The organism is Microbacterium sp. Nx66 (assembly GCF_904066215.1).
In the GTDB taxonomy this organism is placed as follows: Bacteria; Actinomycetota; Actinomycetes; order Actinomycetales; family Microbacteriaceae; genus Microbacterium; species Microbacterium meiriae.
The window spans coordinates 1,408,335-1,434,466 of the sequence record NZ_LR880474.1 but is presented as its reverse complement, the minus strand read 5'-3'; the positions used below and the strand labels follow the sequence as shown (position 1 = coordinate 1,434,466).

Below are 26,132 nucleotides of genomic sequence, written 5' to 3'. Positions count from 1 at the left end.
CCGCGTCAGACGGCGGCGATGAGCTGGTCGGCCTTCCGCCGCGCCCAGTCCTCGGCCGCCGCGAGCGATTCCACGGTCAACGCGTCCGGAGCGTCGTGCGCGTCGACGACCCGCTGCACGGTGTCGACGATGCCGAGGAACGGCAGGCGCCCTTCGTGGAACGCGTCCACGGCCTGCTCGTTGGCGGCGTTGTAGACGGCGGGGAAAGTGCCTCCGGCGCGCCCGACGGCCTTTGCGAGCGCCACCGCGGGGAAGGCGTCGTCGTCGAGCGGCTCGAAGGTCCAGGACGTCGCCGTGGTCCAGTCCAGCGGACGGCCCACACCGCCCACGCGGTGCGGCCAGTCCAGGCCCAGCGAGATCGGCAGACGCATGTCCGGCGGCGAGGCCTGCGCGATGGTCGAGCCGTCGACGAACTCCACCATGGAGTGGACGATCGACTGCGGGTGCACGACGACGTCGATGTCGTCGTAGGGCACGTCGAACAGCAGGTGCGCCTCGATGACCTCAAGCCCCTTGTTGACCAGGGTCGCCGAATTCGTGGTGACCGTGCGACCCATGTTCCACGTCGGATGCGCCAGCGCCTGTTCCGGGGTCACTCCGGTGAGCTCGTCGCGCGACCTGCCGCGGAACGGGCCACCCGAGGCCGTGACCACCAGACGGCGGATCTCATCGTGTGTGCCGGAGCGCAGGGCCTGGGCGAGCGCGGAGTGCTCGGAGTCCACGGGGACGATCTGCCCGGGTGCCGCGGCGGCGAGCACGAGATCACCGCCGACGATCAGCGACTCCTTGTTCGCCAGCGCGAGGGTCCGCCCCTCCTCCAGCGCAGCGAGCGTCGAGCCGAGACCGATCGAGCCGGTGATGGCGTTCAGCACCACATCGGCTTCGACGTCGCGGACCAGCTGCTCCGCCTCGACCGCGCCGAGAGCCGTGTGCTCCACCTGGAACTGCGCCGCCTGCTCGGCCACCATCGTGGCGTTCGACCCCGCGGCGAGACCGACGAGCTCGAAGCGTCGCGGATTGGCGCGGATCACATCCAGCGCCTGCGTGCCGATGGAACCGGTGGAGCCGAGGATGATGACGCGACGCATGACGCCAGCCTAGGACACGCCGCCGGCTCTCCCGGGCCGCGGCTACTGCTGCGGCTGGACCGGAGTCGTGGCGAGGATGTCGACGACGAACACGAGGCTCTCGTCCTGCAGCTCGTGCCCCTCGCTCGCGCCGTAGCCATCGGACGGCGGCATGACGACGAGAACCTGCGAACCGACCTTCTGACCCTCGAGCGCCTTCTGGAACCCGGCGACGACTCCCGTCGTCTGGAACTGGGCGGGGGCCGCATCGCGGCTCCAGCTGGAGTCGAACTCTTCGCCGTCGGACCACTTCACCCCGAGGTACTGGACCACGACGAGGTCGCCGGACGCCACCGTTGCGCCGTCGCCCTGCTTGAGGACGGAGACCTTCGTCTCGGTCGGCGCATCGCCGTCCGGGATCGTGACGGACGGCTTGCCATCGTCGTCGAGCTCGACCTCGGGCATGCCGGCGGTCGGCTCGACCTCCTTGCCGGAGGCGACCTCGGGGAGCCGGTCGACGGCCTCCGCGTAGACGACGATGTTGCTCTGCCCCTCACCGAGCGCGCTGCCGGGGATGGCGAGGACGACGCGGGATCCGACCGGCTCGCACTCGAGCGCGGCGACGAACAGCGACGACTGGTTCGGGTCGAGGAGCACGGGGAGCGTGCCGTCCTCGCCGCGCGCCGACGAGTCGACCACGTCGCCGCTGGCGGCATCGACGATCTGATACTGGACGGAGACGAGGTCGTTCGCCGCGAGGTCGTCTCCCTCGCCCTCGGACACGACGGTCCGCTCGACGTTCGCGAACTCCGCATCGGCGGGAACCGTGATCTTGGCGTCGAGACCTTCGCCGTCCACCTCGATGGCGTCCGAGGTGTCGCCGGCCTTCGCGTTCACGAGGCACTGGCTCGACCCGGAGGCGTCCGGAGAGGAGGTGCTCTGCGGATCGCCGTTCCCGGAGCATCCCGCCAGCAGCAGGGTCGCCGCAGCGACGGTGGACAGGACGAGCAGCGGACGGGTGCGCACAGGAAGACCTCACGATCGCGGGCGGGAGCTTCCATCCTGCCTCATCGCCCTTTGCTCGCGCTGGGAAGCGGCGGCGCGAGTCTTCATTCCCACGTCGGCATGGATCCGGGAGTAGCCTGCTCTGATGAGCTCTGAGCAGTCCGCGGACCCCGAAACCCCCTCAGAGGACTCCCCGAAGCCCCGGCACGCCGGCTTCACCTACACGCTGGGCCGCAGCCTCATCGCCCCGCTCGCCCGGCTCGTCTACCGGCCGCGCATCGAAGGACGCGAGCACGTCCCCACCACCGGCCCGGTGATCTTCGCCAGCAACCACCTGTCGTTCATCGACTCCATCGCCATCCCGGTGGCGGCTCCGCGTCCCGTGCACTTCCTCGCCAAGTCGAGCTACTTCGAGGGCACCGGCATGAAGGGCTGGGCGTCCAAGACGTTCTTCGAGGCGATCGGTGCGATCCCGGTCCGCCGCGGCGCCGGCCAGGCGGCGCTGGACGCCCTAGACCTGCAGCGTCAGCTCCTGGACGAGGGCCTCGCCGTCGCGCTCTACCCTGAGGGCACCCGCTCCACCGACGGCCGGTTGTACAAGGGCCGCACGGGCGTGGCCTTCCTTGCTCTGCAGACGGGAGCACCCGTCGTCCCCGTGGGACTCATCGGCACCGACAAGGTGATGCCGGTCGGCGCCAAGATGCCCACGCTGTCCGAGCGGATCACCGTGCGCTTCGGCGAGCCCCTGGATCTGTCGCCGCACGGACCGGCCACGAGCGGCCGCGCGCGCCGGCTCGCGACCGACGAGATCATGGCCGCGATCCACGCGCTCTCCGGACAGGAGCTCGCGGGCACCTACAACGAGGCGCCGGCTCAGAACACGATCGAGAAGATCAAGCAGGCGCTCCCGCACGAACGCCGCTGAGGAGTCCGTTCAGCCGGCGGCCGTCACCGTCGCTTCGTGCCGGACGGGGAAGTTGACCGAGTTGGCGATGAAGCACCACTCGTTCGCCTGAGCGTGCGCGCGCTCGGCCGCCTCGATCATCGAGGCCTCGGCGACGACGACCTCCGGGCGCAGCAGCACCTCGACGAAGGAACCGCCGCCGGCGCCGTCCTCGCGCATCAGGCCGCTCGCGGTGTCCCGGTAGGACACGACCACCACTCCGGCCGTCACGCAGGCGTGCAGGTACGACAGGAGATGGCACTCGGAGAGCGAGGCCAGCAGCAGATCCTCCGGATTCCACCGCGCCGGATCGCCGCGGAACGGCTTGTCGGAGGAGGCGAGCAGCTCGGGCTTGCCCGCGACTTCGATCGTGACATCGCGGCGGTAGTCCCGGTAGCCGCTCGTGCCGGATCCGGTGTTGCCGGTCCAGGTGGAGGTGAGGGCGTAGCGGTGCTCGCCGAGGGACCGCGGAGTCGTCTGCTCTGGCATGCGCTCAGTCTGCCAGGTGCGGCCGACACGGCGCCGACTCGGCACCCGACCAGGCTGGGCCGGACCCGCCGGTAGAGTTGTCGGGTGCTGGAGACTCTCACCGTTCAGGATTCCGTCGAGCTCGCCGTCGTGGAGCGGAGCGGCTTCATCGAGTCGCGTCACGCCGGGGCGGCCGTGGTGCTCTCGCCCGAGGGTGAGGTGGTCGCGCGGCACGGGAATGCGGATGCGCTGATCCTCCCCCGTTCCAGCCTGAAGCCCCTGCAGGCGGTCGCCTGCCTCACCGCCGGTGCGGTACTCGAGGGCGAGCAGCTGGCGCTGTCGACGGCGAGCCATTCCGGCACCGATCGGCACGCCGAGGTCGTGCGCGAGATGCTCACCGCGGGCGGCCTCAACGAGGACGACCTCGCGTGTCCTCCCGCCTGGCCGAGCGACTCCGCGACCCGCGATGAGATGGTGCGCGAGCACGGCCAGGAGGCGCGCATCCGCATGAACTGCTCGGGCAAGCACGCCGCGATGCTCCGCGCCTGCGTCGCGACGGGCTGGCCGACCGACGGCTACCTCGACCCCTCGCATCCGCTCCAGGCGCACATCCGCGATGTGATCGCCCGGCTGACCGGCGAGAAGATGGCCCACACCGCGATCGACGGCTGCGGTGCCCCCGTGTACGCGCTCAGCCTCACCGGACTGGCCCGCGCGATCCACCGCATCGGAACCGCCTCCGAGCGCTCCCCCTTCGCGCTGCACCGCGTGGCGGGCTCGTTGGTGAAGGCGGTGCGCGAGAACCCCTGGACCATCGACGGCCCCGGGCGCCCTGACACGATCGCGATCGAACGGCTCGGGGTCTTCGCCAAGGGCGGCGCGGAGGGTGTCATGGTGATGGTCGCCCCGAACGGGACCACGGTGGCGCTGAAGATGCTCGACGGCGGCGCACGCGCGTCCACGATCGTGGCCGCCATGCTGCTGGCACGCGCGGGCGGGCTCAGCGACGCCGACGTGACCGGACTGGCCGACTCCCTGCCGCTCACGGTGCTCGGAGGCGGCGCGAACGTCGGCGCGATCCGTCCGGGTGCGGGGATCTGACCCGACCTCGTCCCCGTGCCGCTGACCGTCATCGCCGGTCCAGCGCCGGGAGGACCACCCGCCGGGGAGGGCGGTCTCCGATCACGGACCAGGCCCGCCCGGCGTCCGGTCGCGCGTACGGCGGCTGAGCGCGGATGCCGACGAGCTGGCGGAGCTCGCCGGGCCGCTCCGCCCGGATGAGCACCTCCCCCTGCGATCGCACCCGCTGCCACAGTGCCCACTGACGCTGCCAGTTCTCAGCATCGCCCACCAGCACGAGCGGTCGCCCCGTTCCCCTCACCTCCGGACCCACCGCCTGTACGTCGCAGTCGGGATGCGCGGCCGCCAACGCCGCGACGACGCCGACGACGCCCGGGGTGACCAACGCCGTGATCTCCGCCTGCGGCACCCACACCGGCGTGCTCCCCCGCAGCTCTCCGGAGCGCGACTCCACCCCGGGACCCTCGACCCAGGCGAACTGCATCTCCCGCTCTCCGCACACGGCCCTCCCCGGCGGACGATCGCGGCGGAAGTGAGCGACCTCGCCGCCCGCGGCGATGTGCTCGACGCGTGTCGGCATCCGCAGCAGGGCCCGACGCGGGAGTGCCTCCAGCACGCGGGCCAGCGGACCCGTCGCCCGACCGGCCGCGAGCACCCAGGTGACGGTGGCCGATGATCGCACCAGCTGCTCCCACCGCTGGACGAACTCGTGGCCGACGTCGAGAGGCAGGCGCGCGTGGAGCAGATCGAGATCATCCGCGAGCACGACGTCGGGTGGCGCCGTGCCGCCCTCGACCCACGCGGCAAGCAGGTCGACGGCCGCTTCGGGATCATCCGGGAACCACGCGCTGTGGCGATGCTGCGCCGCGATCACACGCAAGGCTGTCGTCCGCCCCGTTCCCGGGGCGCCGAGGACCACGAGCCCGCGGTCGCGGCCAGGATGCAGAATCTCCAGCGGCTGCGCCTGATTCTCGGGCTCGTCAGCGCGTCCGAGCACCAGGGAGGGCCCGGCTTCCGAAGGCGCGGACCCTGCCCGAGCGGTCAGCAGCGCGTCGAGCGGCAGGCGCGTCGGGAGAGCGGGTCGCCACGGAGGTGGAGACGTCGGCGCTCCCGCCCATCGCTGCGCGATCCGTCGGATGACGTCGTCATCGGTGAGGGCGATGCGCACCGGCAGCGGCTCGTCGTCCTGCGGGCGACGGAGGAGCGCACGGCCTCGGCCCTCCGCTCCGCCGGGAAGCTCGGCGGCGCCGGAGGTGCCGAGCATCGCCCTGCTGTCAGAAGTCTCGGCGACGCGCAGGCTCAGCCGCAGCGGGCAGTTCGTCGCGAGCGCATCGCGGATGACCCCGGCGGCGCGCTGCGTGCCGAGGACCAGGTGCATGCCCAGGGCGCGCCCCCGCGCCGCGACGTCGGTGAACACCGCCGCCAGCTCTGTGTGCTCCTGCAGCAGGGCGGCGAACTCGTCGACGACGATCAGGAGTCGGGGAAGGTCGGTCTCACGCACGTCGCGCGCCTGCGCCGCCGCGAGGGCACCCTCACGGCGGCGCATCTCTGCGGCCAGGCTGGCGACGCCGCGCCGCGCCTCCGTCTCGTCGAGGTCCGTGAGGACGCCGACGACCTGCGGCAGCTCACGCAGGCGATCGAAGGCCGTCCCTCCTTTGAAGTCCGCGAGGAGGACACTCACCCGCTCCGGCCCGTACCCCGCGCAGACGGCGGCGACCCATGTGATGAGGAGTTCGCTCTTGCCTGTCCCCGTCATCCCCGTCACGATCGCGTGCGGGCCGTCCTCGACGATGTCGGCCATCACCGGGGCATCGTGTGCTCCCCGACCGAGCGCCACGAGGAGGCCTGGGCCCACCGGTGGCTGCGGAAGGTCCCGGAGCGCCACCGCCGCCCCGGTCGCCTCCGTCGCGGACCCTTTCCCGCCGCACAGCTCGGCGGCCGCCGTCGCCTGCGCCGACGACAGGTACTCGACGTCCACCCCGTCCTCGCCGTCCGGGGTGCGCAGAGTCGCCGCACCGGGTTCCACGATGTCGACCACCGTCGTGATGCCGTCCGGAACGTCCGCACCGGTCGGCAGGGTCCAGATCACCGCATCGGCGCTCGGGGCCGATGCGGCCTCCTCTGCGAGGGCGAGCCGGAAACCACCGCGTCGCGCCTGCTGCATGTGCGGGAAGCCCGCCAGCGCCCCGTCCCGCGCCGGGTCGCCGACGAGGGAGAGCACACTCGGGGAGAAGCGGAGACAGAGCTGGACGACGAGCGCACGTGCGGCGGCCCTGGCGAGCGGCTGCGGGCCCCGCAGGCATACTCCTCGACCGAGGAGGACGACCCGCGGCGCGTCTTCCAGGACACCGCACCGGCGGCGGAACGCAGCGGCGCGCTCGTCGTCACCGCCCTCGCAGCGCACGGTGCTGACCCGGGATCCGCGTCCCACGACGAGCGGAGTGTCGTGGTCGGGCGGCCGGGCATCCTGCAACGGGCGGCTGCGCAGACACGAGGCGGCATCCGGGTGACGACGTTCCTCGTCTGCGCGCTCCTCCGCGTGGCGGCGGTGCAGCTGGGCTTCGACCTCTGCCCATGCGGCGTCCATCCGGAGCACCTCGGCTCGCCGTTCGCGACGACGTCCGCGGGCTGCGTCGAGGAGCGACGCGCCCAGCATCAGCGGCCCGAGAGCCGCGAACCAGAGCGCATGCAGCGCACCGGTCGTGAACCAGAGAGCCAGACCGACTCCCACGGGGACGACGGCGGCGATGAGGGGAAGCGGGCGCCGCCGGGCCGGCGCCATGGCGGACGGGAGGACCAGGGGCGAGGAGTGCATGCCTCCAGTGGAGCTCACCGCCGGGGCGGATAGGGCCTCTCCACAGGGTCCGGAGCGCTACTCCCCCGAGTCCGCGGGTGGGGAGGAAGGATCCTCGGGATCGTCGACCTGCAGCACGATCACGGTGACGTTGTCGCGCCCTCCGTTGTCGAGGGCCGCCGCGAGCATCGCGTCGACGCTCTCCGCGGGGTCGGCATGAGCGCGGAGGAAGTGCTGGATGCCGTAGTCCGTGAGCTCCTTCGTGAGACCGTCGGAGCAGATGACGAAACGGTCGCCCGGCCGCACGTCGATGGTGACGTAGTCCGGCGCCGTGAGCTCGCTCGCACCGACCGCGCGGGTGATCACGTTGCTGTACGGGTGGCCCTCCGCCTCTTCGGGACTGAGCTTGCCGGCGGTGATGAGCTCCTGCACGACGGAGTGATCGGTCGTGACCTGCAGCAGCCGGTCGTCGCGCAACAGGTACACGCGCGAGTCACCGATGTTCAGCGCCACCCAGTGCGGCTCGTCTCCCTGTTCGTCCAGGTAGACGCCGGTGAGCGTGGTGCCGGTCCCCTCGTCGGTGGTGTCCGGGTGCTCGGCGATGTCGTCGACCGCGAGCGCGAGAGCCTTCTCGATCGCGGAGGGGGTGACGTCGTCGGCATCGACCATCGCCCGCAGACGCGCGACCGTGCTCTGACTCGCGATCTCCCCGCCGGCATGACCTCCCATGCCGTCCGCGACGATGAAGAGCGGATACTCGGCGAGGAGGGCGTCCTGATTCGTCTCCCGGCGGCGCCCCTGGTCGGTGACGCCGGCCCAGGACAGCCGCAACGGACGATGCGCAACCGTGAGGGTGTGCGTCTTGGTCTCAGCCACGAACTGCCTCCGATGGACCTGCGGCGGATGGGGCGGGCGCAGGATACTCACACATCGTAGTGGAACTCGCTCCTCGGGACCGCACCGGGATGGCGGTGGACGGGGCGCGGGGCGACGGGAGGAGGGACGACTTCCCTCCGCTGCGACGAGTCCATGTCTCCACGTTAGCGGCATGTGGGGACACGGAGGAGCCACGGACGCGAAGAACCCCCGATCCGAAGACCGGGGGTTCTCCTCACGTCGTCACGCAGGCGGCTGCGTGGGATCGTTCGGTGTGGTCGGCGGCGCCGGAGGAGCGGCGGGAGGAGCCGCGGGCGGGGCCGGAGGCGTCGTGGGCGGAGCCGCGGGAGGCGCCGGAGGCGTCGTGGGCGGCACCGGAGGGATCGGCGCACCCGTCGCCGGGGCGGCGGGGCCGGCGGGCGGCGCGTAGCCGGGTGCCGAAGGCGGCGTGTACGCCTGCGTCGGCGGCGCGTAGCCCTGCGGCGGGGTGCCGTAGCCCTGCGGTGCCCCATATCCCTGCGGCGCACCGTAGCCCTGCTGCGGGGCGGCCGCTGCCGGCTGGACGGGAATGCCGTCCCACACCGTGCGGTCGCCGAGGAAGCCGTTACCCGCCCAGGAGGCCGGCTGGATGTTCGGGTTCCAGCGCGACTTGTCGAACGCGTTGATACCGAGCCAGACGATGGAGAGGAAGACGTAGAGGACGACCCAGACGGCGTCCTTCTGGAGCTTGAGGCCCACGCGCCACGCGGCGATGACCGAGAGCACCGAGAGCGCGAGCGAGAACAGGAAGCCGATGCCGATCCAGCTCAGCAGGGCCGTGCCGGCGATGCCGTACAGGACGAGCCACGGGCTCAGGTCACCGAGCTTGAAGAAGATCATCATGTTGTAGACGGGCACCCAGGCACGCCAGTTGCCCTGCACGCCGGCCTTCTGGAAGATCTTCATGTAGAAGAGCGACACCAGGACGTACCCGGCGACCGCGATCAGCAGAATGACGAAGAAGTAGGCGAAGAGCAGGCCGAGATAGCCCGCTCCGTAGTCGTCGTAACCCATGAGGCTCACATTCTCTGGTCAGGGGAGACGGCTCTCGTCCCCCGCCACGAGACTCCCCGCCTCGCATTGGACATGGTAGCGGTGCGCCCAGGGGGCGGCAACGACCGCCGGGGGCGATTCGCCGGCCTCGGGACCGTCAGTCGGCGACGACCAGCTCGATCTCCCCCGGTGCGGCGCCGTCCCGCAGAACGACGTCGTGCGCCTGTGCCCACCGGTGCAGCCCACGGAGCGAGCCGAGACGTGGCCGGTCCTCGGCAAGTGCCCGGACGAGCAGCCCCTTGGACTTCTTGTTGAAGTGGTTCAGCGCCCTCCCCTGCGCCGTGACGACCCGCACGTACACGGACGGCACCCCGGCCGGCACGGGTCCGAGTGCCGCGTACGCCTCGCTGCGCAGATCGAGCACGAAAGCCGGGGCATCGGCCGCGATCGCCGCCGCCGTCGGATCGGCCCAGTGGCGACGCAGCGGCGGCATCCCCGGAAGCGTGGTGCCGGCTGCCAGGCGATAGGTCGGGATCGCGTCCAGGGCCGCGACCGGGCCGAACGGAGCGCTGTGAATCCACACCTGGGCGTCCAGCCAGCGACGGGAGGCGGTCGAGAGCGACGCCGCGTCGAGGGCGTCGAACAGTACACCGGTGTAGCGGTCCACCGCGGGCATCGTGGGCGCGCTCCTCATGACACGGTTGTGCGCGATGTCCCCCCGCTGCCGATCGCTCAGCTTCAGCACGCGCCGGCTCGCGTCCTCATCGGCGGCGAGAGCCACGAGAGCGTCGATCACGGCGGTCCGCTGCGGTGTGAGGTCCGGGAGTGCCAGCGCGGGCACATCCAGCGGGCCGCAGTCACCGCCCTCGCGCTTGGTCTCGGACGGCGGAAGCAGGATCTTCATGGGACCTCAGGGGAAAGAGACGCGTCCGCCTCGACACCCGGGCGGGTGTCGAGGCGGACGCGATGTACAGGACTGTCAGGAGATGAGTGCCGCGTTGCCGGCCACGATCGTCAGGACGTCGCCCTCCATGGAGAGGAAGCCGTCCTGCGCGTTCGCCAGCACCTTGGCGCCATCCGTCTGGGTGATCCGGACCTGACCCTCGGCGAGGATGGCCAGCACCGGCTCGTGACCGGACATGAAGCCGATCTCGCCCTCGACGGTCTTGGCGACGACGAGGCTCGCCTCTCCCGTCCAGACCTCCGCGTCGGCGGAGACGAGGCTGACATGCAGCGCCATGGTCAGGCGTTCTCCTTCTGGATCTGCGCCCAGCGCTCCTCCACGTCGGAGATGCCACCGACGTTGAAGAAGGCCTGCTCGGCGACGTGGTCGAAGTCACCCCGGGTGATCGCATCGAACGACTCGATGGTCTCCTTCAGCGGCACGGTCGAGCCCTCGACGCCCGTGAACTTCTTCGCCATGTAGGTGTTCTGCGAGAGGAACTGCTGGATGCGACGTGCACGCGACACGACGATCTTGTCTTCCTCGGAGAGCTCGTCGACACCGAGGATGGCGATGATCTCCTGCAGCTCCTTGTTCTTCTGGAGGATCTGCTTCACCGTCGTGGCCACGCGGTAGTGGTCCTCGCCCAAGTAGCGGGGGTCCATGATGCGCGACGTCGAGGTCAGCGGGTCGATGGCCGGGTACAGACCCTTCGACGCGATCTCACGGGAGAGCTCGGTCGTCGCGTCGAGGTGCGCGAAGGTCGTGGCCGGGGCCGGGTCGGTGTAGTCGTCGGCCGGCACGTAGATCGCCTGCAGCGAGGTGATCGAGTGACCGCGCGTCGAGGTGATGCGCTCCTGCAGGAGGCCCATCTCGTCGGCGAGGTTCGGCTGGTAACCCACGGCGGAGGGCATGCGGCCCAGCAGCGTGGAGACCTCGGAACCGGCCTGCGTGAAGCGGAAGATGTTGTCGATGAAGAGCAGCACATCCTGCTTCTGCACGTCACGGAAGTACTCCGCCATCGTCAGAGCCGACAGGGCGACGCGCAGACGCGTCCCCGGCGGCTCGTCCATCTGGCCGAAGACGAGGGCGGTCTTGTCGAAGACGCCCGCCTCCTCCATCTCGTGGATGAGGTCGTTGCCCTCACGGGTGCGCTCACCGACACCGGCGAACACCGACACACCACCGTGGTCCTGCGCGACGCGCTGGATCATCTCCTGGATGAGGACGGTCTTGCCGACACCGGCACCACCGAAGAGACCGATCTTGCCACCCAGCACGTACGGGGTGAGGAGGTCGATCGACTTGATGCCCGTCTCGAACATCTGCGTCTTCGACTCGAGCTGGTCGAAGTTCGGGGCCTTGCGGTGGATCGGCCAGCGCTCGGTGACCTCGATGGTCTCGCCGGGCTCGAGGTTCAGCACCTCGCCGATCACGTTGAAGACCTTGCCCTTGGTCACGTCGCCGACGGGGACCGAGATGGCCTCACCGGTGTCGCGCACCTCCTGACCGCGGACGATGCCGTCGGTCGGCTTCAGGGCGATGGCGCGGACCAGGTCGTCGCCGAGGTGCTGCGCGACCTCGAGCGTGATCTCGGTGGACTCCTCGCCCATCACGATGGTGGTCTTCAGGGCGTTGTAGATGTCGGGGATCGAGTCGTGCGGGAACTCGATGTCGACAACCGGACCGTTGACGCGGGCGACGCGCCCGACGACCGCGGTCGCCGGCTGCTCAGCCGTGGCGGTGGTGGTCATTTCTTCGTCTCTTTCCTGAGGGTCTGTCAGCTCGATGCGAGAGCGTCGGCGCCACCGACGATCTCGGCGATCTGCTGGGTGATCTCGGCCTGACGCGCGTTGTTGCGCAGGCGGGTGTAGTCGGTGATGAGCTTGTCGGCGTTGTCGCTGGCCGACTTCATCGCCTTCTGCGTCGCGGCCTGCTTGGCGGCGGACGACTGCAGGAGGGCGTTGAAGACGCGGCTCTGGATGTACACCGGCAGGATCGCGTCGAGCACCGTCTCGGCGTCGGGCTCGAACTCGTACAGCGGGTAGACGGTGCTGCCCGCCTCCGAGTCGTCGGCCTCCGCGATCTCCAGCGGCAGCAGGCGCACGGACTCCGGCGACTGCGTCATCATGCTGACGAAGCGGTTGTACACGAGGTGGATCTCGTCGACGCCGCCGTCCTCGCCGCCACGGTTGAAGGCCTCGAGAAGCGTCTGCGAGATCTCCTCCGCCGTGTGGAACGAGGGGGTGTCGGTGTCGCCGGTCCACTCTGCAGCGGCCGCGATGCGACGGAACTGGAAGTACCCGACGGCCTTGCGGCCCACGAGGTAGAACACCGGCTCCTTGCCCTGCTCGCGCAGGAGCTCCGCCACCTCGAGACCCTCACGGAGGATCTGCGAGTTGAAGGCTCCGGCGAGACCGCGGTCCGACGAGAAGATCACGACCGCGGAGCGGCGGATCGTCTCGGGCTCGCGGGTGAGCGGGTGGTCGACGTTCGAGTGCGTCGCGACGGCGGACACGGCCCTCGTCACGGCCCGCGCGAAGGGGGTGGACGCCTTGACGCGTGCCATCGCCTTCTGGATGCGCGAAGCCGCGATGAGTTCCATCGCCTTCGTGATCTTCTTGGTCGTCTGAGCAGAAGAGATCTTCTGCTTGTAGACCCTGAGTTGAGCGCCCATGAATCAGTACCTCACGCGGTTACGCGCGACGACCCTTGACGATCTTCTCCTGGTTGACGTCCTCGGCCTCGGCCGCAGCGTGCTCCTCGTGGCCAGGGGCGCCGATGGCGTGGCCCTTGCCGCCCTGGAACTCCAGGAGGAAGTTGTCGGTCTGCTTGTCGAGCTCGGCGACGGTGGCGTCGTCCAGCACGTTGGTCTCCCGCAGCGTGTCGAGCACCTTCGTGTTGCGACGCAGGTAGTCGAGCAGCTCGCGCTCGAACCGCAGCACGTCCTCGACCTCGATCGAGTCGAGCTTGCCATTGGTGCCGGCCCAGATCGAGACGACCTGCTCCTCCACCGGGTACGGCGAGTACTGCGGCTGCTTGAGCAGCTCGGTCAGACGGGCACCGCGCGAGAGCTGACGACGCGAAGCGGCGTCGAGGTCCGATGCGAACATCGCGAACGCCTCGAGCGAGCGGTACTGCGCCAGCTCCAGCTTCAACGTTCCGGAGACCTTCTTGATCGACTTCACCTGAGCGTCACCACCGACACGCGACACCGAGATACCCACGTCGACCGCAGGACGCTGGTTGGCGTTGAAGAGGTCGGACTGCAGGAAGATCTGGCCGTCGGTGATCGAGATCACGTTGGTCGGGATGTACGCCGAGACGTCGTTCGCCTTGGTCTCGATGATCGGAAGACCGGTCATCGAACCCGCACCGAGCTCGTCGGACAGCTTCGCGCACCGCTCGAGCAGACGGGAGTGCAGGTAGAAGACGTCGCCAGGGTAGGCCTCGCGGCCCGGCGGGCGGCGCAGCAGCAGGGAGACGGCACGGTAGGCCTCGGCCTGCTTCGACAGGTCGTCGAAGATGATGAGGACGTGCTTGCCGCCGTACATCCAGTGCTGGCCGATGGCCGAACCGGTGTACGGAGCGAGGTACTTGAAGCCGGCGGGGTCGGACGCCGGAGCCGCCACGATGGTGGTGTACTCCAGAGCGCCGGCCTCCTCGAGCGCGCCCTTCACCGAAGCGATGGTCGAGCCCTTCTGACCGATGGCGACGTAGATGCAGCGGACCTGCTTGTTGACGTCGCCCGACTCCCAGTTGGCCTTCTGGTTGATGATCGTGTCGATCGCGATGGCCGTCTTGCCGGTCTGGCGGTCGCCGATGATGAGCTGGCGCTGGCCGCGGCCGACCGGGATCATCGCGTCGATCGCCTTGATGCCGGTCTGCATCGGCTCGTGCACCGACTTGCGCTGCATGACGCCGGGGGCCTGGAGCTCGAGCTCGCGGACACCCTCGGTCGCGATCGCGCCGAGGCCGTCGATCGGGTTGCCGAGCGGGTCGACGACACGGCCGAGGTAGCCGTCGCCGACCGGGACGGAGAGGACCTCACCCGTGCGGGTGACTTCCTGACCGGCCTCGATGCCGGTGAAGTCGCCGAGGACGACGACACCGATCTCGTGCTCGTCGAGGTTCAGCGCGAGACCCTTGGTGCCGTCGGCGAAGGTCACGAGCTCGTTCGCCATCACGCCGGGAAGTCCCTCGACGTGAGCGATGCCGTCGGCGGCGTCGATGACGGTGCCGACCTCGGTCGCCGCGGCCCCGGTGGGCTCGTACGCGGCGGCGAAATCCTTCAGCGCGTCACGGATGACGTCGGGGCTGATCGATAGTTCTGCCATTGTCTTCCCTTTGTATCTGGGTGCGCGGTTCCCCGCGCGAAGTCGTGTTAGCCCGCGAGCTTCTGGCGAAGGTCGGCGAGTCGTGCGGAGATGCTGCCGTCGATGACGTCATCGGCGATCTGCACACGCAGGCCTCCGACGACGCTGGGGTCGATGACGACGTTGAGGGACACCTGGCCGCCGTATCGCTGCGAGAGCGTCTGGCCGAGTCGCGTGCGCTGCGCGTCGCTGAGCTCGGTCGCCGTGTGCACCGTGGCCACGAGGCGACCGCGCTGGTTCGAGACGATACGCATCGCCCGGCTCAGCAGCTGCCGCACCCGGCGCTCGCGCGGCTGACGCACGAGGGACGTGACGATGAGGGCCGTCGGAGCGCTGGCGGAGGCATCGACGAGGAGACGCTCGACCAGGGCGGCCTTGGCGTCCTCTCCCCCGAGCCGGCTGCCGAGCGCGAGCTCGAGCTCCGGGTTCGCCGCGATCACCCGCGAGAAGCCGAAGAGCTCGCCCTCGATGTCCGCGCCGGGCTCGGCGATGGTCGCCGCCCGGATCGCGAGCTCCTCGAGACCGTCGATCAGCTCGGAGGCGTTCGACCAGCGTTCGGCGACAGCGGTGCGCAGGACATCCTGCGCCGCGGAGCCGTACTGCCCGAACACCGCGGACACGACGTTCTGCCGCGCCGAGGTCGGAGCCGAGGGGTCGGCCAGCGCGCCGCTCAGCTGAGACGATTCGCCCACGGCCCGCGCGGCCGCGAACAGCTCGCGCGCGGTCTCGAGGGTGACGTCCTTCGCTGCGGCAAGCGTCTGAGTGGATGCCGCGAGTGCCTGAGCGGTCGCGCTGCCCATTACGACTGCCCGCCCGGGACCTGAGCCTGTCGAAGGTCGGATGCTTCGAGATCGGCGAGGAAGCGGTCGACCACGGCGGCCGCGCGGGCGTCGTCGGAGAGCGTCTCGCCGACCACGCCGCCGGCGAGGTCCAGAGCGAGCGAGCCGACCTCGCTGCGCAGGGAGACGAGAGCCGTCTGGCGCTCTGCCTCGATCTGCGTGTGCGCGGTGGCGGTCAGACGCGCGGCCTCGCTGGCTGCGGTCTCCTTCGCCTCGGCGATGATCTTCTTGCCGTCCTCACGGGCGGCCTCACGGATCTCACCGGCCTCGGTGCGTGCCTCGGCCAGCTGTCGGGTGTACTCCTCGAGAGCCGCTTCCGCCTGCTTCTGCGCCTCATCGGCCTTGGCGATGTTGCCCTCGATGGCGGCGGACCGCTCGTCGAGCATCTTCGTCAGACGAGGAAGGGCGACCTTCCACACGACGGCGAGGATGATGAGGAACCAGAAGCCCGACCAGATGATGTCGTACCACGCGGGGATCAGCGGGTTGTTCGCCGCCTCACCCTCAGCCGCGAGGTTCGTGACAAGAGCGTTCAGCATCCTGTCTCCTTCAGAAGTCGGTGGGGATTACGGGAAGGGGATGAATCCGACGGCGATGCCGACGAACGCAAGCGCCTCGGTGAAGGCGATACCGATCCACATGAGGACCTGCAGGCGACCGGCCAGCTCGGGCTGACGGGCGACGCCCTCGATGGTCTTGCCGACCACGATGCCCACACCGATGGCCGGGCCGATGGCCGCGAGGCCGTAGCCGACCGCCGCGAGGTGGCCGTTGATTTCAGCGAGAACCGTAGTTGCGTCCACGGGTTTTTCCTTTCGTTGGGTGGGAGGGCTGTTGCCCGCCCGCTCAGTGCTCTTCTGCGACCGCGAGCTGGATGTAGACCGCGGTGAGGACGGTGAAGACGTAGGCCTGCAGGACGGCGACCAGGATCTCGAAGAGAGTGAAGGCACCGCCGAAGGCGAGGGTTCCGATACCGAGGGCAGCCCAGCCGCCGCCCGCGGTGAAGAAGAAGAACTGGGTCGCCGCGAAGCAGAGGACCAGGATCATGTGGCCGACGACGAGGTTCATCAGCAGTCGCAGGGTGAGGGTCACCGGGCGGATGATGAACGTCGAGATGAGCTCGATCGGCGTGACGATGAAGTAGACCGGCCACGGCACGCCGGACGGGAAGAGCGCATTCTTGAAGAAGTTCTTCGGGCTCTTCTTGATGCCGGCGTAGATGAACGTGACGTAGCTGACCACGGCGAGCGTGAGCGGCACCGCGATGATCGCCGTTCCCGGCATGTTCAGGAACGGGATGATTCCCGTCACGTTCATGAACAGCACCATGAAGAAGATCGTGGTGAGGATCGGCAGGAAGCGGTCGCCGTCCTTGCGGCCGAGCAGGTCGTGCGCGATGCCGCCGCGGACGAAGCCGAGGCCCATCTCGACGAGGCTCTGGAACCGGCCGGGCACGACCTTCATGCGGCGGGTGCCGAGCCAGAGGATCAGGACGACGGCGATCACCGAGAGCAACTGGATCAGGTGGATCCGGTTGACCGGGATGGGTCCGACGTGGAAGAGGATCTCCGGGAAGAACTCATCGATCGAAGGGCCGTGGAACTCGCCATCAGAGGACGCGAGTCGGGGGGTCAGGGTCGCAGCAAGATTAAACAGCGCGGGCTCCAGCTTCGGGGCACCGGTCAGAACCGGGGCGACGATGGTCGGTGTGCTACACAGCGCAAGCGCTCGCGGGCGAGCGGCGGGCACTCCTCAACACTATCAGAATCCAAGGGTGCCCTAAGACCGCGGGGCCGCGTCCGCAGGGCCGTCGGAGGCATCGTTCACCGCTCCGGGGGCGCGGTCCTCCGGCACCTCGGTGGGCAGCGTGGTGTCGCTGACGTTCGGCAGCCGCATCTGGGTGAGAACGACGACGTCGATGATGAGGGACATGAGCACCCCCGCGACGATCGACAGGAAGAACACCATCGGCTCGATCCACGGCTGTCCGGCGAGCAGGATCATCACGACGACGAAGACCCCGAGCTTCAGCAGCCACCCGCCCAGCACGATCGCGAAGAAGAGCTGCACGTACAGCGGATCGCCGTACCACCGGTTGGCGATGAGGATGCTCAGCCCGGTGATCCCGAGGAACAGCGCGGCGAGGAGGACACCGAGGAGACCGCTGACCAGCCCCTCCCCCTGCGCGACGGCGAAGCCGATCCCGCCGGCGACGAGCGCCAGCACGACGGTGGCCACCGCCGACCAGACGAGGGTGCGACGCAGGATCGGGGTGCTGGAAACGGGGCTCGGACTCATCGGGGCTCCAGGGGGATCGGGTCGGGCGCGACGCCCGCGGCGGTCTTGCGTCGGCGGGTGGGACTCAGGGTGATGACGAGGCATGCGGCGATGCCGACGACCCCGAACGCGACACCCGGAAGGTACTGGCCGGGCCAGTCCTCTCGGGCGCCGACGTACATCAGGAGGACGGCGAGGGAGATGACGGCCGTCCAGGCGTAGAAGATCAGGACCGCGTCGCGGTCGCGGTGGCCGAGGTCGAGCATCCGGTGATGCAGGTGCTTGCGGTCCGGCGAGAACGGCGATCGCCCCGCGCTCATCCGACGCAGCACGGCGAGGCCGAAGTCCAGCAGCGGGAGGAGCACGACCAGCAACGGGAGCAGGATGGGCAGGAAGGCGCCGACCAGCTGCGAACGTCCCAGGCGCTCCGGGTCCAGGGCGGACGGATCCATCTGCCCGGTGATCGCGATGGCCGAGGTCGCCATGAGTAGACCGATCACGAGAGCACCGGAGTCGCCCATGAACAGCTTCGCCGGGCTCCAGTTCAGCGGAAGGAAACCGAGGCAGGCGCCGATGAGGACCGCGGCGAGGAACGTGGAGAGGTTGAAGTAGCTCGACGCCCCCGAGTCCCGCGTGAAGATGTACGAGTACGCGAAGAAGACGCCGTTCGAGATCAGGCAGACGCCGGCGACGAGACCGTCGAGACCGTCGATGAAGTTCACGGCGTTCATGACGATCACGATCGCGAACATGGTGATCGTGATGCTCAGCCAGCTCGACACGACGATCAGGTCGCCGAACGGCAGGGAGAGGATCTGCAGGCCGCCGCCCACCGTGATGATGCCGGCGGCGAGGAACTGCGCGCCCAGCTTGATCATCCAGTCGATGTCCCAGAGGTCGTCCATGACCCCGATCACGGCGATGAGCAGAGCGGCCGCGAGGATCGACCACATGGTCTGCGGCGGCGTCCAGATGCTCTGGAAGAACGGGTTGGCGGCCGAGACCGCGAAGGCGGCGACGATGCCGAGGAAGATCGCGACGCCGCCGAGTCGGGGCGTGGGCGTGGTGTGCACGTCGCGTTCGCGGATGCCGGGATACAGCTTGAAGCGGAGGCTCAGCCGCCACACCGCCCAGGTCAGCACGAAGGTGATCGCGGCGGTGACGATGATCGTGAAGAGGTACTGCTTCACGAATCCTCGTCCTGCGGGTCCGGCTCGAGCAGGTCGCCCAGGACCTCGCGCAGCTGCTCCCTGGTCACGACGCCGTCCCGCAGGATCCGGACGACGCCCTGCTCGGCGTCACCCGCGCGGCGGACGAGCGAGGTCGCATCGATGATCGTGGACGCGACGCCGTCCTTGCTCATGCCGTCGTCCAGATACACCGCGACGCTGTCGCCCAGCATCTTCTCCGCGTCGAGCGCGGAGATCGCTGCCGCCTTGCCGGTGAGGTTGGCACTGGACACCGCGAGCGGTCCGGTCTCGGCCAGCAGCTCGAGCACCACCCGCCCCTCGGGCATGCGGACGGCGACCGTGCCCTTGGTCTCCCCCAGATCCCACACCAGCGAGGGCTGCGCCGGCAGCACGATCGTGAGCCCCCCGGGCCAGAACGCGTCGACGAGACGCTGGACGGGCTCCGGAACAGCCTCCGCGAGGGCCGTCAGCGTCTCCTTCGTGCCGACGAGCACGGGCGGCGGCTGATTGCGGCCGCGACCCTTGGCGTCCAGGAGGCGCTGCACCGCAGGCGGCGAGAAGGCGTCGGCGGCGACGCCGTAGACGGTGTCGGTGGGGATGACGATGAGGTCGCCGCGGCCGATCGCCTGGCGCGCATTGCGCATCCCGGCGAGCAGCTGCGCCTCGTCGCTGCAGTCGAAGATGGGGGACATGACGGTTCGATTCTACGCGGCGCGGGTTCGGGACGAGCTCGACGTCTGCTGATCAGGGGCGGACGGCGGTGGTGGCGCGGTCGCGCAGCGTCAGATCGCGATGGGTGGCTGCGGCCCGCCATCCGTCAGCCGCGAGCAGCTCGCGGATCGGGGAGCCCTGCAGTTCTCCGTGCTCGATCACCAGCGTGCCCCCCGGCCGCAGCAGACGCAGAGCCCTGGTGCTGAGCACACGGACGACGTCCAGCCCGTCCTCTCCGCCGTAGAGCGCGAGGGCGGGGTCGAACAGCCGGACCTCGGGGTCGCGCGGGATCGCCTGAGCGGGGACGTACGGAGGGTTCGAGATGACGACCGCGGCTGTGCCGTCCAGTTCGGGGAAGGCATCGGCGAGATCGGACAGCACGAGCGTGAGGTTCTCGACACCCTCGACGTTGCGACGGGCCCAGACATGGGCCTCCGGGGAGATCTCCGCGGCGTACACCCGGGCGTGCGGCACCTCGGTCGCCATCGCGAGCGCGATCGCCCCGCTGCCCGTGCCGAGATCGACGCCGATGGGGGACGGATCGCCCGATCCCAGAAGGGCGTCGATCGCATACTGCGCCACGGTCTCCGTCTCGGGCCGGGGGACGAAGACACCAGGGCCCACCGCGAGCTCCAGATGCCGGAACGGTGCGGTGCCGGTGAGATGCTGCAGGGGCTCACGGCCTGCGCGTCGGGCGACGAGCGCGTCCAAGGCGGTCGCGTCGTCGTCGTCGAGCCTGTCGCCCCGGACGATGGCCGCCTGCACCTCCCCGCGGCGCTGTCCTCGGACGTGTCCGGCGAGCAGCTCGGCGTCGACGAGGGGGTCGGGCACGCCGGCGTCGGCGAGACGCTGCGCCGCGGCGCGCACGGCCGCAGCGAGGGAGAGGTCGGGCATGGCTCCAGCGTAGAGTGCGCGCACGTCACAATGCCCCGTCCCCCCTCGGGCTCGCCTAGGCTGGATCGGCAGCGCACCCGCACAGGAAGGGCTCCCCCATGTCCGGCATCCACCCCGACATCACCACCGCTTTCGGCAACACGCCGCTCGTCCGCCTCAACCGCGTGACCGAGGGCCTCGGCGCCACCGTGCTCGCCAAGCTCGAGTACTACAACCCTGCGTCCAGCGTGAAGGACCGCATCGGCATCGCCATGATCAATGCGGCGGAGGCCGCGGGTGAGCTCTCCCCCGGCGGCACCATCGTGGAGTCCACGAGCGGCAACACCGGCATCGCCCTCGCCATGGTCGGCGCCGCCCGCGGCTACCGTGTCATCCTCACGATGCCCGCCTCGATGTCGAAGGAGCGCCGTGTGCTGCTCAAGGCGTTCGGCGCGGAGATCGTCCTCACCGACCCCACCAAGGGCATGAAGGGCGCGATCGAGGAGGTCAAGCGCATCGTCGACGAGACCCCTGGCGCGGTCTGGATCCGCCAGTTCGAGAACGCGGCGAATCCGCAGATCCACCGCGAGACCACGGCGCAGGAGATCCTCCGGGACACCGACGGCGCGGTCGACATCTTCATCGCCGGCGTCGGCACGGGCGGGACGGTCACCGGCACAGGCCAGGCGCTGAAGGCGGCGAAACCCGAGGTCCAGGTCATCGCCGTCGAGCCGAAGGACTCCCCCGTCCTCACCGAGGGGCACCCCGGACCGCACAAGATCCAGGGCATCGGCCCGAACTTCGTGCCCGACGTGCTCGACCGCGAGGTGCTCGACGAGATCATCACGGCGGAGTTCGAGGACTCGCTGCACGTGGCCCGCGAGCTCGCGGCGAAGGAGGGTCTGCTGGTCGGCATGTCCTCCGGTGCCGCCGTGTCGGCGGCCCTGGCCGTCGCCGCGCGCCCGGAGAACGCCGGCAAGACCATCGTCGTGATCATCCCGGACACCGGCGAGCGGTACCTCTCCACCGCCCTGTTCGAGGACCTGCGCGAGGACTGAGGTCGTCGATGGGCATGATCGGGCGAATGCGCGAGGACATCGCCGCCGCGCGCCTTCGCGATCCGGCCGCGCGCACGGCGATCGAGGTGGCACTGCTCTACCCCGGCCTGCACGCGATCTGGGCGCACCGCGTCTCGCACGCGCTGTGGCAGCGGCGCCTCCGGCTCCTCGCGCGCGCCGGGTCGCAGATCTCCCGGTGGCTGACCGGCGTCGAGATCCACCCCGGAGCCCGGATCGGCCGGCGCTTCTTCATCGACCACGGCATGGGCGTCGTCATCGGCGAGACAGCGGAGATCGGCGATGACGTGCTGATGTACCACGGCGTGACGCTCGGGGGCCGGACACGGGACATCGGCAAGCGGCACCCCACCCTGCAGGACGGCGTCGCCGTGGGCGCAGGGGCGAAGATCCTCGGCGCCGTCACGGTCGGAGCCCGTTCCGTCGTGGGCGCCAACGCCGTGGTCACCAAGGACGCACCCGCCGACAGCGTGCTCGTCGGCGTTCCCGCGAAGCCGCGCCAGCGGACCGCCGGAGAGGACACCAGGGCCCTGCTGACCGCCCCGGACTACTCCATCTGACGCTCGCCCCGCGGCCGGCGACCTTCGTCACTGCGCGACGAAGAACGGGACGGCGCCGACCAGGATGCCGATCCCCAGCATCACGAGCGACACGATGACCGCGCGCCACAGCACCTTCCGGTGGTGGTCTCCGAGGTTCACCCCGGCGAGCGAGACCAGCAGCAGGATCGCGGGGACCAGCGGACTCTGCAGGTGCACCGGCTGCCCGGTGATCGAGGCTCTGGCCATCTCGACCGGATCGATGCCGAAGTTCGCGGCGCTCTGTGCGAGCACGGGGAGGATGCCGAAGTAGAAGGCGTCGTTCGACATGAAGAACGTGAACGGGATGGACAGCACACCCGTGATCGGGGCGAGGAACGGTCCGAGCGCGGGTGGCAGCACGGTGGTGATCCAGGTCGCCATCGCGTCGACCATTCCGGTGCCGGAGAGGACTCCCACGAGGACGCCGGCCGCGATGACCATCGATACGACGCCGACGATGCTCGGGGCGTGCGCGACGATCTCCGCCGCCTGATCCTTGATGCCGCGGAAGTTGACGACGAGGGCGACGCCGGCCCCGACCATGAACACGTAGGGCAGCGGAAGGATGTCGACGACAAGGAGCACCATGACGGCGACGGTCAGCAGGAGGTTGAACCAGATCAGCCGCGGGCGCAGGGTGGGGCGGGCCGGATCGAGCATGGTGTCGGCCATCGCCGTGTCCGCGGGGTCGACGCTCCCGGCCGCGACCGGGGCGTGCCCGCCGGCGACGACGACGAGGTTGCCGGTGCGCAGCGAGGCGCGCGCGCCCGGCTTGAGCTCGGCGCCGCGGAAGATGCGGGGCACAGAGGCGAGCACACCGCCGTCGGCTCCGGTGAGCCGCCCGTCCGCATCGATCCGCCCCAGACGACGCCGCTCCCCCAGGCCGAGCAGCCAGGCGAAGCCGAGCGTCACGACGATGCCCGCGCCCAGCGCGGGAAGCATCGGCACGAAGATCTCCGTCGGCTGCACGCCGAGCGCGGTCGCGGCGCGCACGGTCGGTCCGCCCCAGGGGACGATGTTGAGCGTGCCGTTCATGAGGCCGGCGACGCAGGTGAGGACGACGGGGCTCATGCCGAGGCGCAGGTAGATGGGCAGCATCGCGGAGGTCGTGATGATGAAGGTCGTCGAGCCGTCGCCGTCGAGGGACACGGCGCCGGCGAGGATCGCGGTCCCGAGCACCACCTTCGCCGGGTCATCGCCGAGCAACCGCGTGATCAACCGGATGAGCGGGTCGAAGAGGCCGACGTCGATCATGATGCCGAAGAACATGATGGCGAACATCAGCAGCGCCGCCGTGGGCGCCATGGTGCCGATCGAGTCGAGGATCATGTCGCCCAGGCCGAGACCCGCCCCCGCGAACAGCCCGAAGACGGTGGGCACCAGGATCAGCGCCACCATGGGCGTGAGGCGCTTGGTCATGATCAGCGTCATGAACACGAGGACCATCGTGAAGCCGAGGATGACGAGCACCCCCTCCGGCGGCACGAAGGCCACGTCGTAGGTGGGTGCCTCCTCGGCGGCAGCGATCAGCGCGGTCGATGCGTGGAACATGCGTGACTCCTTCGTCGTCGCTCCGTCATCGCTGACGGATCCTGACGAGGCTAGGCAATCCGGGGAAGCAGAGCGCGGTATGCCGCATTCCCGGGTGTTGTGCGCGTACCGTGACTTCTGCGCATATTGCGCGTCGGGAGCGAGGTGACGATGTCCACGGAGAAGCGGGTCCGGTTCGCGACCCGCGCCCTGTTGCTGCATCTCGCCGCCGTCGCCCTCGTCGTGACGCTGTGCACGGGCGTGTATCTCGCGCTCGCGGTCCAGCAGCTGCGCGCCGAGGCGGAGTCGACGGCACTCGGCATCGCCAGGACCCTGGCGGAGGACGCGCAGGTGCGGGAGACGGTGACCGCCATCTCCGCGTCGGACGACGAGCCGGATGCGGCCGCGCTGCGCGACGGGGAGCTGCAGCAGGTCTCCGCCGCCGTCATGGCGCGCACCGGGGCTCTGTTCGTGGTGATCACGGACGACCACGGCATCCGCCTCGCCCACCCCCTGCCGTCGCGGATCGGCGAAGTGGTGAGCACCCCGTTCGCCGAGGTGCTGGCGGGCCACGAGGTGGTCGACTGGCAGACCGGCACGCTCGGCGAGTCGGCACGCGCGAAGGTGCCGGTGCGGGACGATACCGGCACGCCGGTCGGCGAGATCAGCGTCGGGTTCGAGCGCACCGGGGTCTTCGACGACCTCCCGCCCGTGCTCGCCGCGATCGGGCTGACGGCCGCCGGCGCGCTCGCGCTCGCGCTCGCGACCTTCCTTCTCCTCCGCCGCCGCTGGGAGCGGTTGACCCTCGGCGTGCAGCCCGAGGAGCTGGTCGCCCTCGTGCAGAACCAGACAGCGGTGCTGAACGGTGTCGGCGACGGCGTTCTCGCGGTCGACAAGGACGGCGTCGTGCGGGTGAGCAATGCCGCGTCGGATCGGCTCCTCGGGCTCCACGACCCGGTCGGCCGCCGCGTGGGCGAGCTCCCGCTGCCACCCGTCGTACGGGACACGGCCACGGGAGCCCGCGAGCGTGCGGAGGCGGTCGTCGGCGACCGGGTGCTCTATCTCGAGTCGAGCGCGGTGCGGCGCGACGGGCAGGAACTCGGTGACGTGCTGATCGTGCGCGACCGCACCGACCTCATCGCCCTCACCGAGCGGCTGGAGGCCGTGCGCACGATGACCTCAGCACTGCGCGTCCAGCGCCACGAGTTCGCCAACCGCCTGCACGTGGCGGCCGGCCTCATCGACGCCGGCCGTGTCGCCGACGCGCGCGCCTTCCTCGACGAGCTGGTGAGCCGTGGTCCCGTGTCGTTCCCCGTCGCCGGCCTCGACCTCGTGGGCGATCCGTTCCTGCACGCCTTCCTGGGAGCCAAGGGCGTGGAGGCCGCCGAACGGGGCGTCGCCCTGCGGATCGCGGAGGACACGCAGCTGATCGGCACCGTGCGTCGGGCGGAGGACGTGGCGAGCGTGCTCGGCAATCTCGTCGACAACGCGATCGCCGCCGCCGTCACGGGCACGAGGGACCCGCGGTGGGTCGAGGTCTCCGCGCTGAGCGATGGCGGCGCGCTCGTCGTCACCGTCTCCGACTCCGGCGCCGGTATCCGGGAGCCCGACCTCCGAGCGCCCGCCGTCGACGCGGGAAGCGAGGATCGCGTGCACGGGCACGGTATCGGCCTGCCCCTGGCCACGGAGATCGCCCGTCGGAGCGGCGGCGACCTCTGGATCATCGACCCCGGCGGCACCGGCCACGGCGCGGTGTTCGCCGCCCGCATCGGAGATGCCGTCGACCCCACTCCGCATCTCTCGAAGGAGGACCTGTGACGGAACCGCTGCGTGCGCTCATCCTCGACGACGACTTCCGGGTGGCCGACCTGCATCGGGCGGTCGTGGACGACCATCCCGGATACACCGTGACCGGAACCGCGCGCTCCTGTGGCGAGGCTCGCGACCTCGTGCGCTCGACACGCCCCGACCTGCTGCTCGCCGACGTCTACCTCCCCGACGGCGACGGCATCGGACTCGTCCGCGAGGTCGGGGTGGACGCGATCCTCATCTCCGCCGCGGACGACGCGCCCACCGTGCGACGAGCCCTGCGGGCCGGCGCGATCGGCTATCTCGTGAAACCGTTCGACCGTCGCGGACTGACCGGCCTCCTCGACCGGTACCTGCGCTATCGCAACCTGCTCGCGGGTGAGCGGCCCCTCACGCAGGAGGACGTGGACCGGGCGCTCGCGATCCTGCACGGCGGCGGCGAGCCGGTGTCCCTATCGCGCTCGGCCACCGAGCAGCGCGTGCTCGCAGCGCTCGGAGACGGCGAGTCCTCGGCCGCGGAGGTCGCCGAGCGGGTCGGCATCTCACGGGCCACCGCGCAACGGCACCTCGCGGCTCTCGCCGCACGGACGATCGTCGAGGTGCGGTTGCGGTACGGATCGACCGGACGGCCCGAGCACCGGTACGCGACGCGCACGTGACGC

General features: G+C 70.0%; 26 protein-coding genes. 6 read left to right on the top strand and 20 right to left on the bottom strand.

Annotated elements, in window-relative coordinates; translation table 11 throughout:
* Positions 1-5: 5 nt before the first annotated feature.
* Complete coding sequence (dxr, locus tag MICNX66_RS06705) at positions 6-1,088, bottom strand: 1-deoxy-D-xylulose-5-phosphate reductoisomerase (RefSeq protein ID WP_187663831.1); 1,083 nt, start codon at positions 1,086-1,088, stop codon at positions 6-8.
* Between the two features lie 42 nt (positions 1,089-1,130).
* On the bottom strand, positions 1,131-2,093 hold the full coding sequence (locus tag MICNX66_RS06700) for an FKBP-type peptidyl-prolyl cis-trans isomerase (RefSeq protein ID WP_187663830.1): 963 nt from the start codon (positions 2,091-2,093) through the stop codon (positions 1,131-1,133).
* A gap of 124 nt (positions 2,094-2,217) precedes the next feature.
* Between MICNX66_RS06700 and MICNX66_RS06695 the strand changes: the two genes are divergently transcribed.
* Positions 2,218-2,997 carry a lysophospholipid acyltransferase family protein gene (locus MICNX66_RS06695; protein WP_187663829.1) on the top strand — a complete coding sequence of 260 codons (780 nt, stop codon included), beginning with the start codon at positions 2,218-2,220 and terminating at the stop codon, positions 2,995-2,997.
* 9 nt (positions 2,998-3,006) lie between these two features.
* On the opposite strand, the gene MICNX66_RS06690 is transcribed toward MICNX66_RS06695, so the two are convergent.
* Positions 3,007-3,504 carry an OsmC family protein gene (locus MICNX66_RS06690; RefSeq protein ID WP_187663828.1) on the bottom strand — a complete coding sequence of 166 codons (498 nt, stop codon included), beginning with the start codon at positions 3,502-3,504 and terminating at the stop codon, positions 3,007-3,009.
* Between the two features lie 84 nt (positions 3,505-3,588).
* On the opposite strand from MICNX66_RS06690, the gene MICNX66_RS06685 reads away from it, so the two are divergent.
* Positions 3,589-4,584: an asparaginase gene (locus tag MICNX66_RS06685; protein ID WP_187663827.1), complete on the top strand. Its 996-nt coding sequence runs from the start codon at positions 3,589-3,591 to the stop codon at positions 4,582-4,584.
* 28 nt (positions 4,585-4,612) lie between these two features.
* Here MICNX66_RS06685 and MICNX66_RS06680 read toward each other — a convergent pair whose 3' ends face one another.
* From MICNX66_RS06680 to prmC, 16 genes are all read right to left on the bottom strand, one after another.
* Positions 4,613-7,378 carry an FtsK/SpoIIIE domain-containing protein gene (locus tag MICNX66_RS06680; RefSeq protein ID WP_187663826.1) on the bottom strand — a complete coding sequence of 922 codons (2,766 nt, stop codon included), beginning with the start codon at positions 7,376-7,378 and terminating at the stop codon, positions 4,613-4,615.
* A 57-nt stretch (positions 7,379-7,435) separates the two neighbouring features.
* Positions 7,436-8,233, bottom strand: coding sequence for a PP2C family protein-serine/threonine phosphatase (locus MICNX66_RS06675; protein WP_187663825.1), 798 nt, complete (start codon positions 8,231-8,233; stop codon positions 7,436-7,438).
* A 243-nt stretch (positions 8,234-8,476) separates the two neighbouring features.
* The gene (locus tag MICNX66_RS06670; RefSeq protein ID WP_187663824.1) at positions 8,477-9,286 is read right to left on the bottom strand and encodes a large exoprotein; all 810 of its coding nucleotides are present in this window, start codon (positions 9,284-9,286) and stop codon (positions 8,477-8,479) included.
* Positions 9,287-9,422: 136 nt separating this feature from the next.
* On the bottom strand, positions 9,423-10,169 hold the full coding sequence (locus tag MICNX66_RS06665; RefSeq protein WP_187663823.1) for a YaaA family protein: 747 nt from the start codon (positions 10,167-10,169) through the stop codon (positions 9,423-9,425).
* 75 nt (positions 10,170-10,244) lie between these two features.
* On the bottom strand, positions 10,245-10,505 hold the full coding sequence (locus tag MICNX66_RS06660) for a F0F1 ATP synthase subunit epsilon (protein ID WP_025103153.1): 261 nt from the start codon (positions 10,503-10,505) through the stop codon (positions 10,245-10,247).
* Between the two features lie 2 nt (positions 10,506-10,507).
* Positions 10,508-11,962 carry a F0F1 ATP synthase subunit beta gene (atpD, locus tag MICNX66_RS06655; protein WP_187663822.1) on the bottom strand — a complete coding sequence of 485 codons (1,455 nt, stop codon included), beginning with the start codon at positions 11,960-11,962 and terminating at the stop codon, positions 10,508-10,510.
* Between the two features lie 26 nt (positions 11,963-11,988).
* A complete protein-coding gene (locus tag MICNX66_RS06650) occupies positions 11,989-12,885 on the bottom strand; it encodes a F0F1 ATP synthase subunit gamma (protein WP_187663821.1) in 897 nt (298 codons plus the stop codon).
* A gap of 19 nt (positions 12,886-12,904) precedes the next feature.
* Positions 12,905-14,545 carry a F0F1 ATP synthase subunit alpha gene (atpA, locus tag MICNX66_RS06645; RefSeq protein WP_062634989.1) on the bottom strand — a complete coding sequence of 547 codons (1,641 nt, stop codon included), beginning with the start codon at positions 14,543-14,545 and terminating at the stop codon, positions 12,905-12,907.
* Positions 14,546-14,592: 47 nt separating this feature from the next.
* The gene (locus MICNX66_RS06640) at positions 14,593-15,384 is read right to left on the bottom strand and encodes a F0F1 ATP synthase subunit delta (protein WP_187663820.1); all 792 of its coding nucleotides are present in this window, start codon (positions 15,382-15,384) and stop codon (positions 14,593-14,595) included.
* On the bottom strand, positions 15,384-15,962 hold the full coding sequence (locus tag MICNX66_RS06635) for a F0F1 ATP synthase subunit B (protein ID WP_060922506.1): 579 nt from the start codon (positions 15,960-15,962) through the stop codon (positions 15,384-15,386). Before MICNX66_RS06635 ends, MICNX66_RS06640 begins: the two co-directional genes overlap by 1 nt.
* Before the next feature lie 27 nt (positions 15,963-15,989).
* Positions 15,990-16,226 carry an ATP synthase F0 subunit C gene (gene atpE / locus MICNX66_RS06630; RefSeq protein ID WP_025103147.1) on the bottom strand — a complete coding sequence of 79 codons (237 nt, stop codon included), beginning with the start codon at positions 16,224-16,226 and terminating at the stop codon, positions 15,990-15,992.
* Between the two features lie 43 nt (positions 16,227-16,269).
* Positions 16,270-17,058, bottom strand: a complete 789-nt coding sequence (gene atpB, locus MICNX66_RS06625; protein ID WP_187664137.1) for a F0F1 ATP synthase subunit A — start codon at positions 17,056-17,058, stop codon at positions 16,270-16,272.
* Positions 17,059-17,202: 144 nt separating this feature from the next.
* On the bottom strand, positions 17,203-17,721 hold the full coding sequence (locus MICNX66_RS06620; RefSeq protein WP_187663819.1) for a hypothetical protein: 519 nt from the start codon (positions 17,719-17,721) through the stop codon (positions 17,203-17,205).
* Positions 17,718-18,890, bottom strand: coding sequence for an MraY family glycosyltransferase (locus MICNX66_RS06615; protein ID WP_187663818.1), 1,173 nt, complete (start codon positions 18,888-18,890; stop codon positions 17,718-17,720). The genes MICNX66_RS06620 and MICNX66_RS06615 overlap by 4 nt, the downstream gene beginning before the upstream one ends.
* The gene (locus MICNX66_RS06610; protein WP_187663817.1) at positions 18,887-19,582 is read right to left on the bottom strand and encodes an L-threonylcarbamoyladenylate synthase; all 696 of its coding nucleotides are present in this window, start codon (positions 19,580-19,582) and stop codon (positions 18,887-18,889) included. Before MICNX66_RS06610 ends, MICNX66_RS06615 begins: the two co-directional genes overlap by 4 nt.
* Before the next feature lie 52 nt (positions 19,583-19,634).
* A complete protein-coding gene (prmC, locus tag MICNX66_RS06605; RefSeq protein WP_187663816.1) occupies positions 19,635-20,495 on the bottom strand; it encodes a peptide chain release factor N(5)-glutamine methyltransferase in 861 nt (286 codons plus the stop codon).
* 98 nt (positions 20,496-20,593) lie between these two features.
* Between prmC and cysK the strand changes: the two genes are divergently transcribed.
* Together cysK and epsC are read left to right on the top strand one after the other, a co-directional pair.
* Positions 20,594-21,532, top strand: coding sequence for a cysteine synthase A (cysK, locus tag MICNX66_RS06600; RefSeq protein ID WP_187663815.1), 939 nt, complete (start codon positions 20,594-20,596; stop codon positions 21,530-21,532).
* An 8-nt stretch (positions 21,533-21,540) separates the two neighbouring features.
* Positions 21,541-22,110 (top strand): serine O-acetyltransferase EpsC, encoded by a 570-nt coding sequence (gene epsC / locus MICNX66_RS06595; RefSeq protein ID WP_187663814.1) that lies wholly within the window; start codon positions 21,541-21,543, stop codon positions 22,108-22,110.
* A gap of 27 nt (positions 22,111-22,137) precedes the next feature.
* Here epsC and MICNX66_RS06590 read toward each other — a convergent pair whose 3' ends face one another.
* A complete protein-coding gene (locus MICNX66_RS06590) occupies positions 22,138-23,682 on the bottom strand; it encodes a CitMHS family transporter (protein ID WP_187663813.1) in 1,545 nt (514 codons plus the stop codon).
* 150 nt (positions 23,683-23,832) lie between these two features.
* On the opposite strand from MICNX66_RS06590, the gene MICNX66_RS06585 reads away from it, so the two are divergent.
* Together MICNX66_RS06585 and MICNX66_RS06580 are read left to right on the top strand one after the other, a co-directional pair.
* Positions 23,833-25,479 (top strand): sensor histidine kinase, encoded by a 1,647-nt coding sequence (locus MICNX66_RS06585; protein ID WP_187663812.1) that lies wholly within the window; start codon positions 23,833-23,835, stop codon positions 25,477-25,479.
* Positions 25,476-26,129 (top strand): response regulator, encoded by a 654-nt coding sequence (locus MICNX66_RS06580; protein WP_187663811.1) that lies wholly within the window; start codon positions 25,476-25,478, stop codon positions 26,127-26,129. The genes MICNX66_RS06585 and MICNX66_RS06580 overlap by 4 nt, the downstream gene beginning before the upstream one ends.
* The last annotated feature ends 3 nt before the right edge of the window (positions 26,130-26,132 follow it).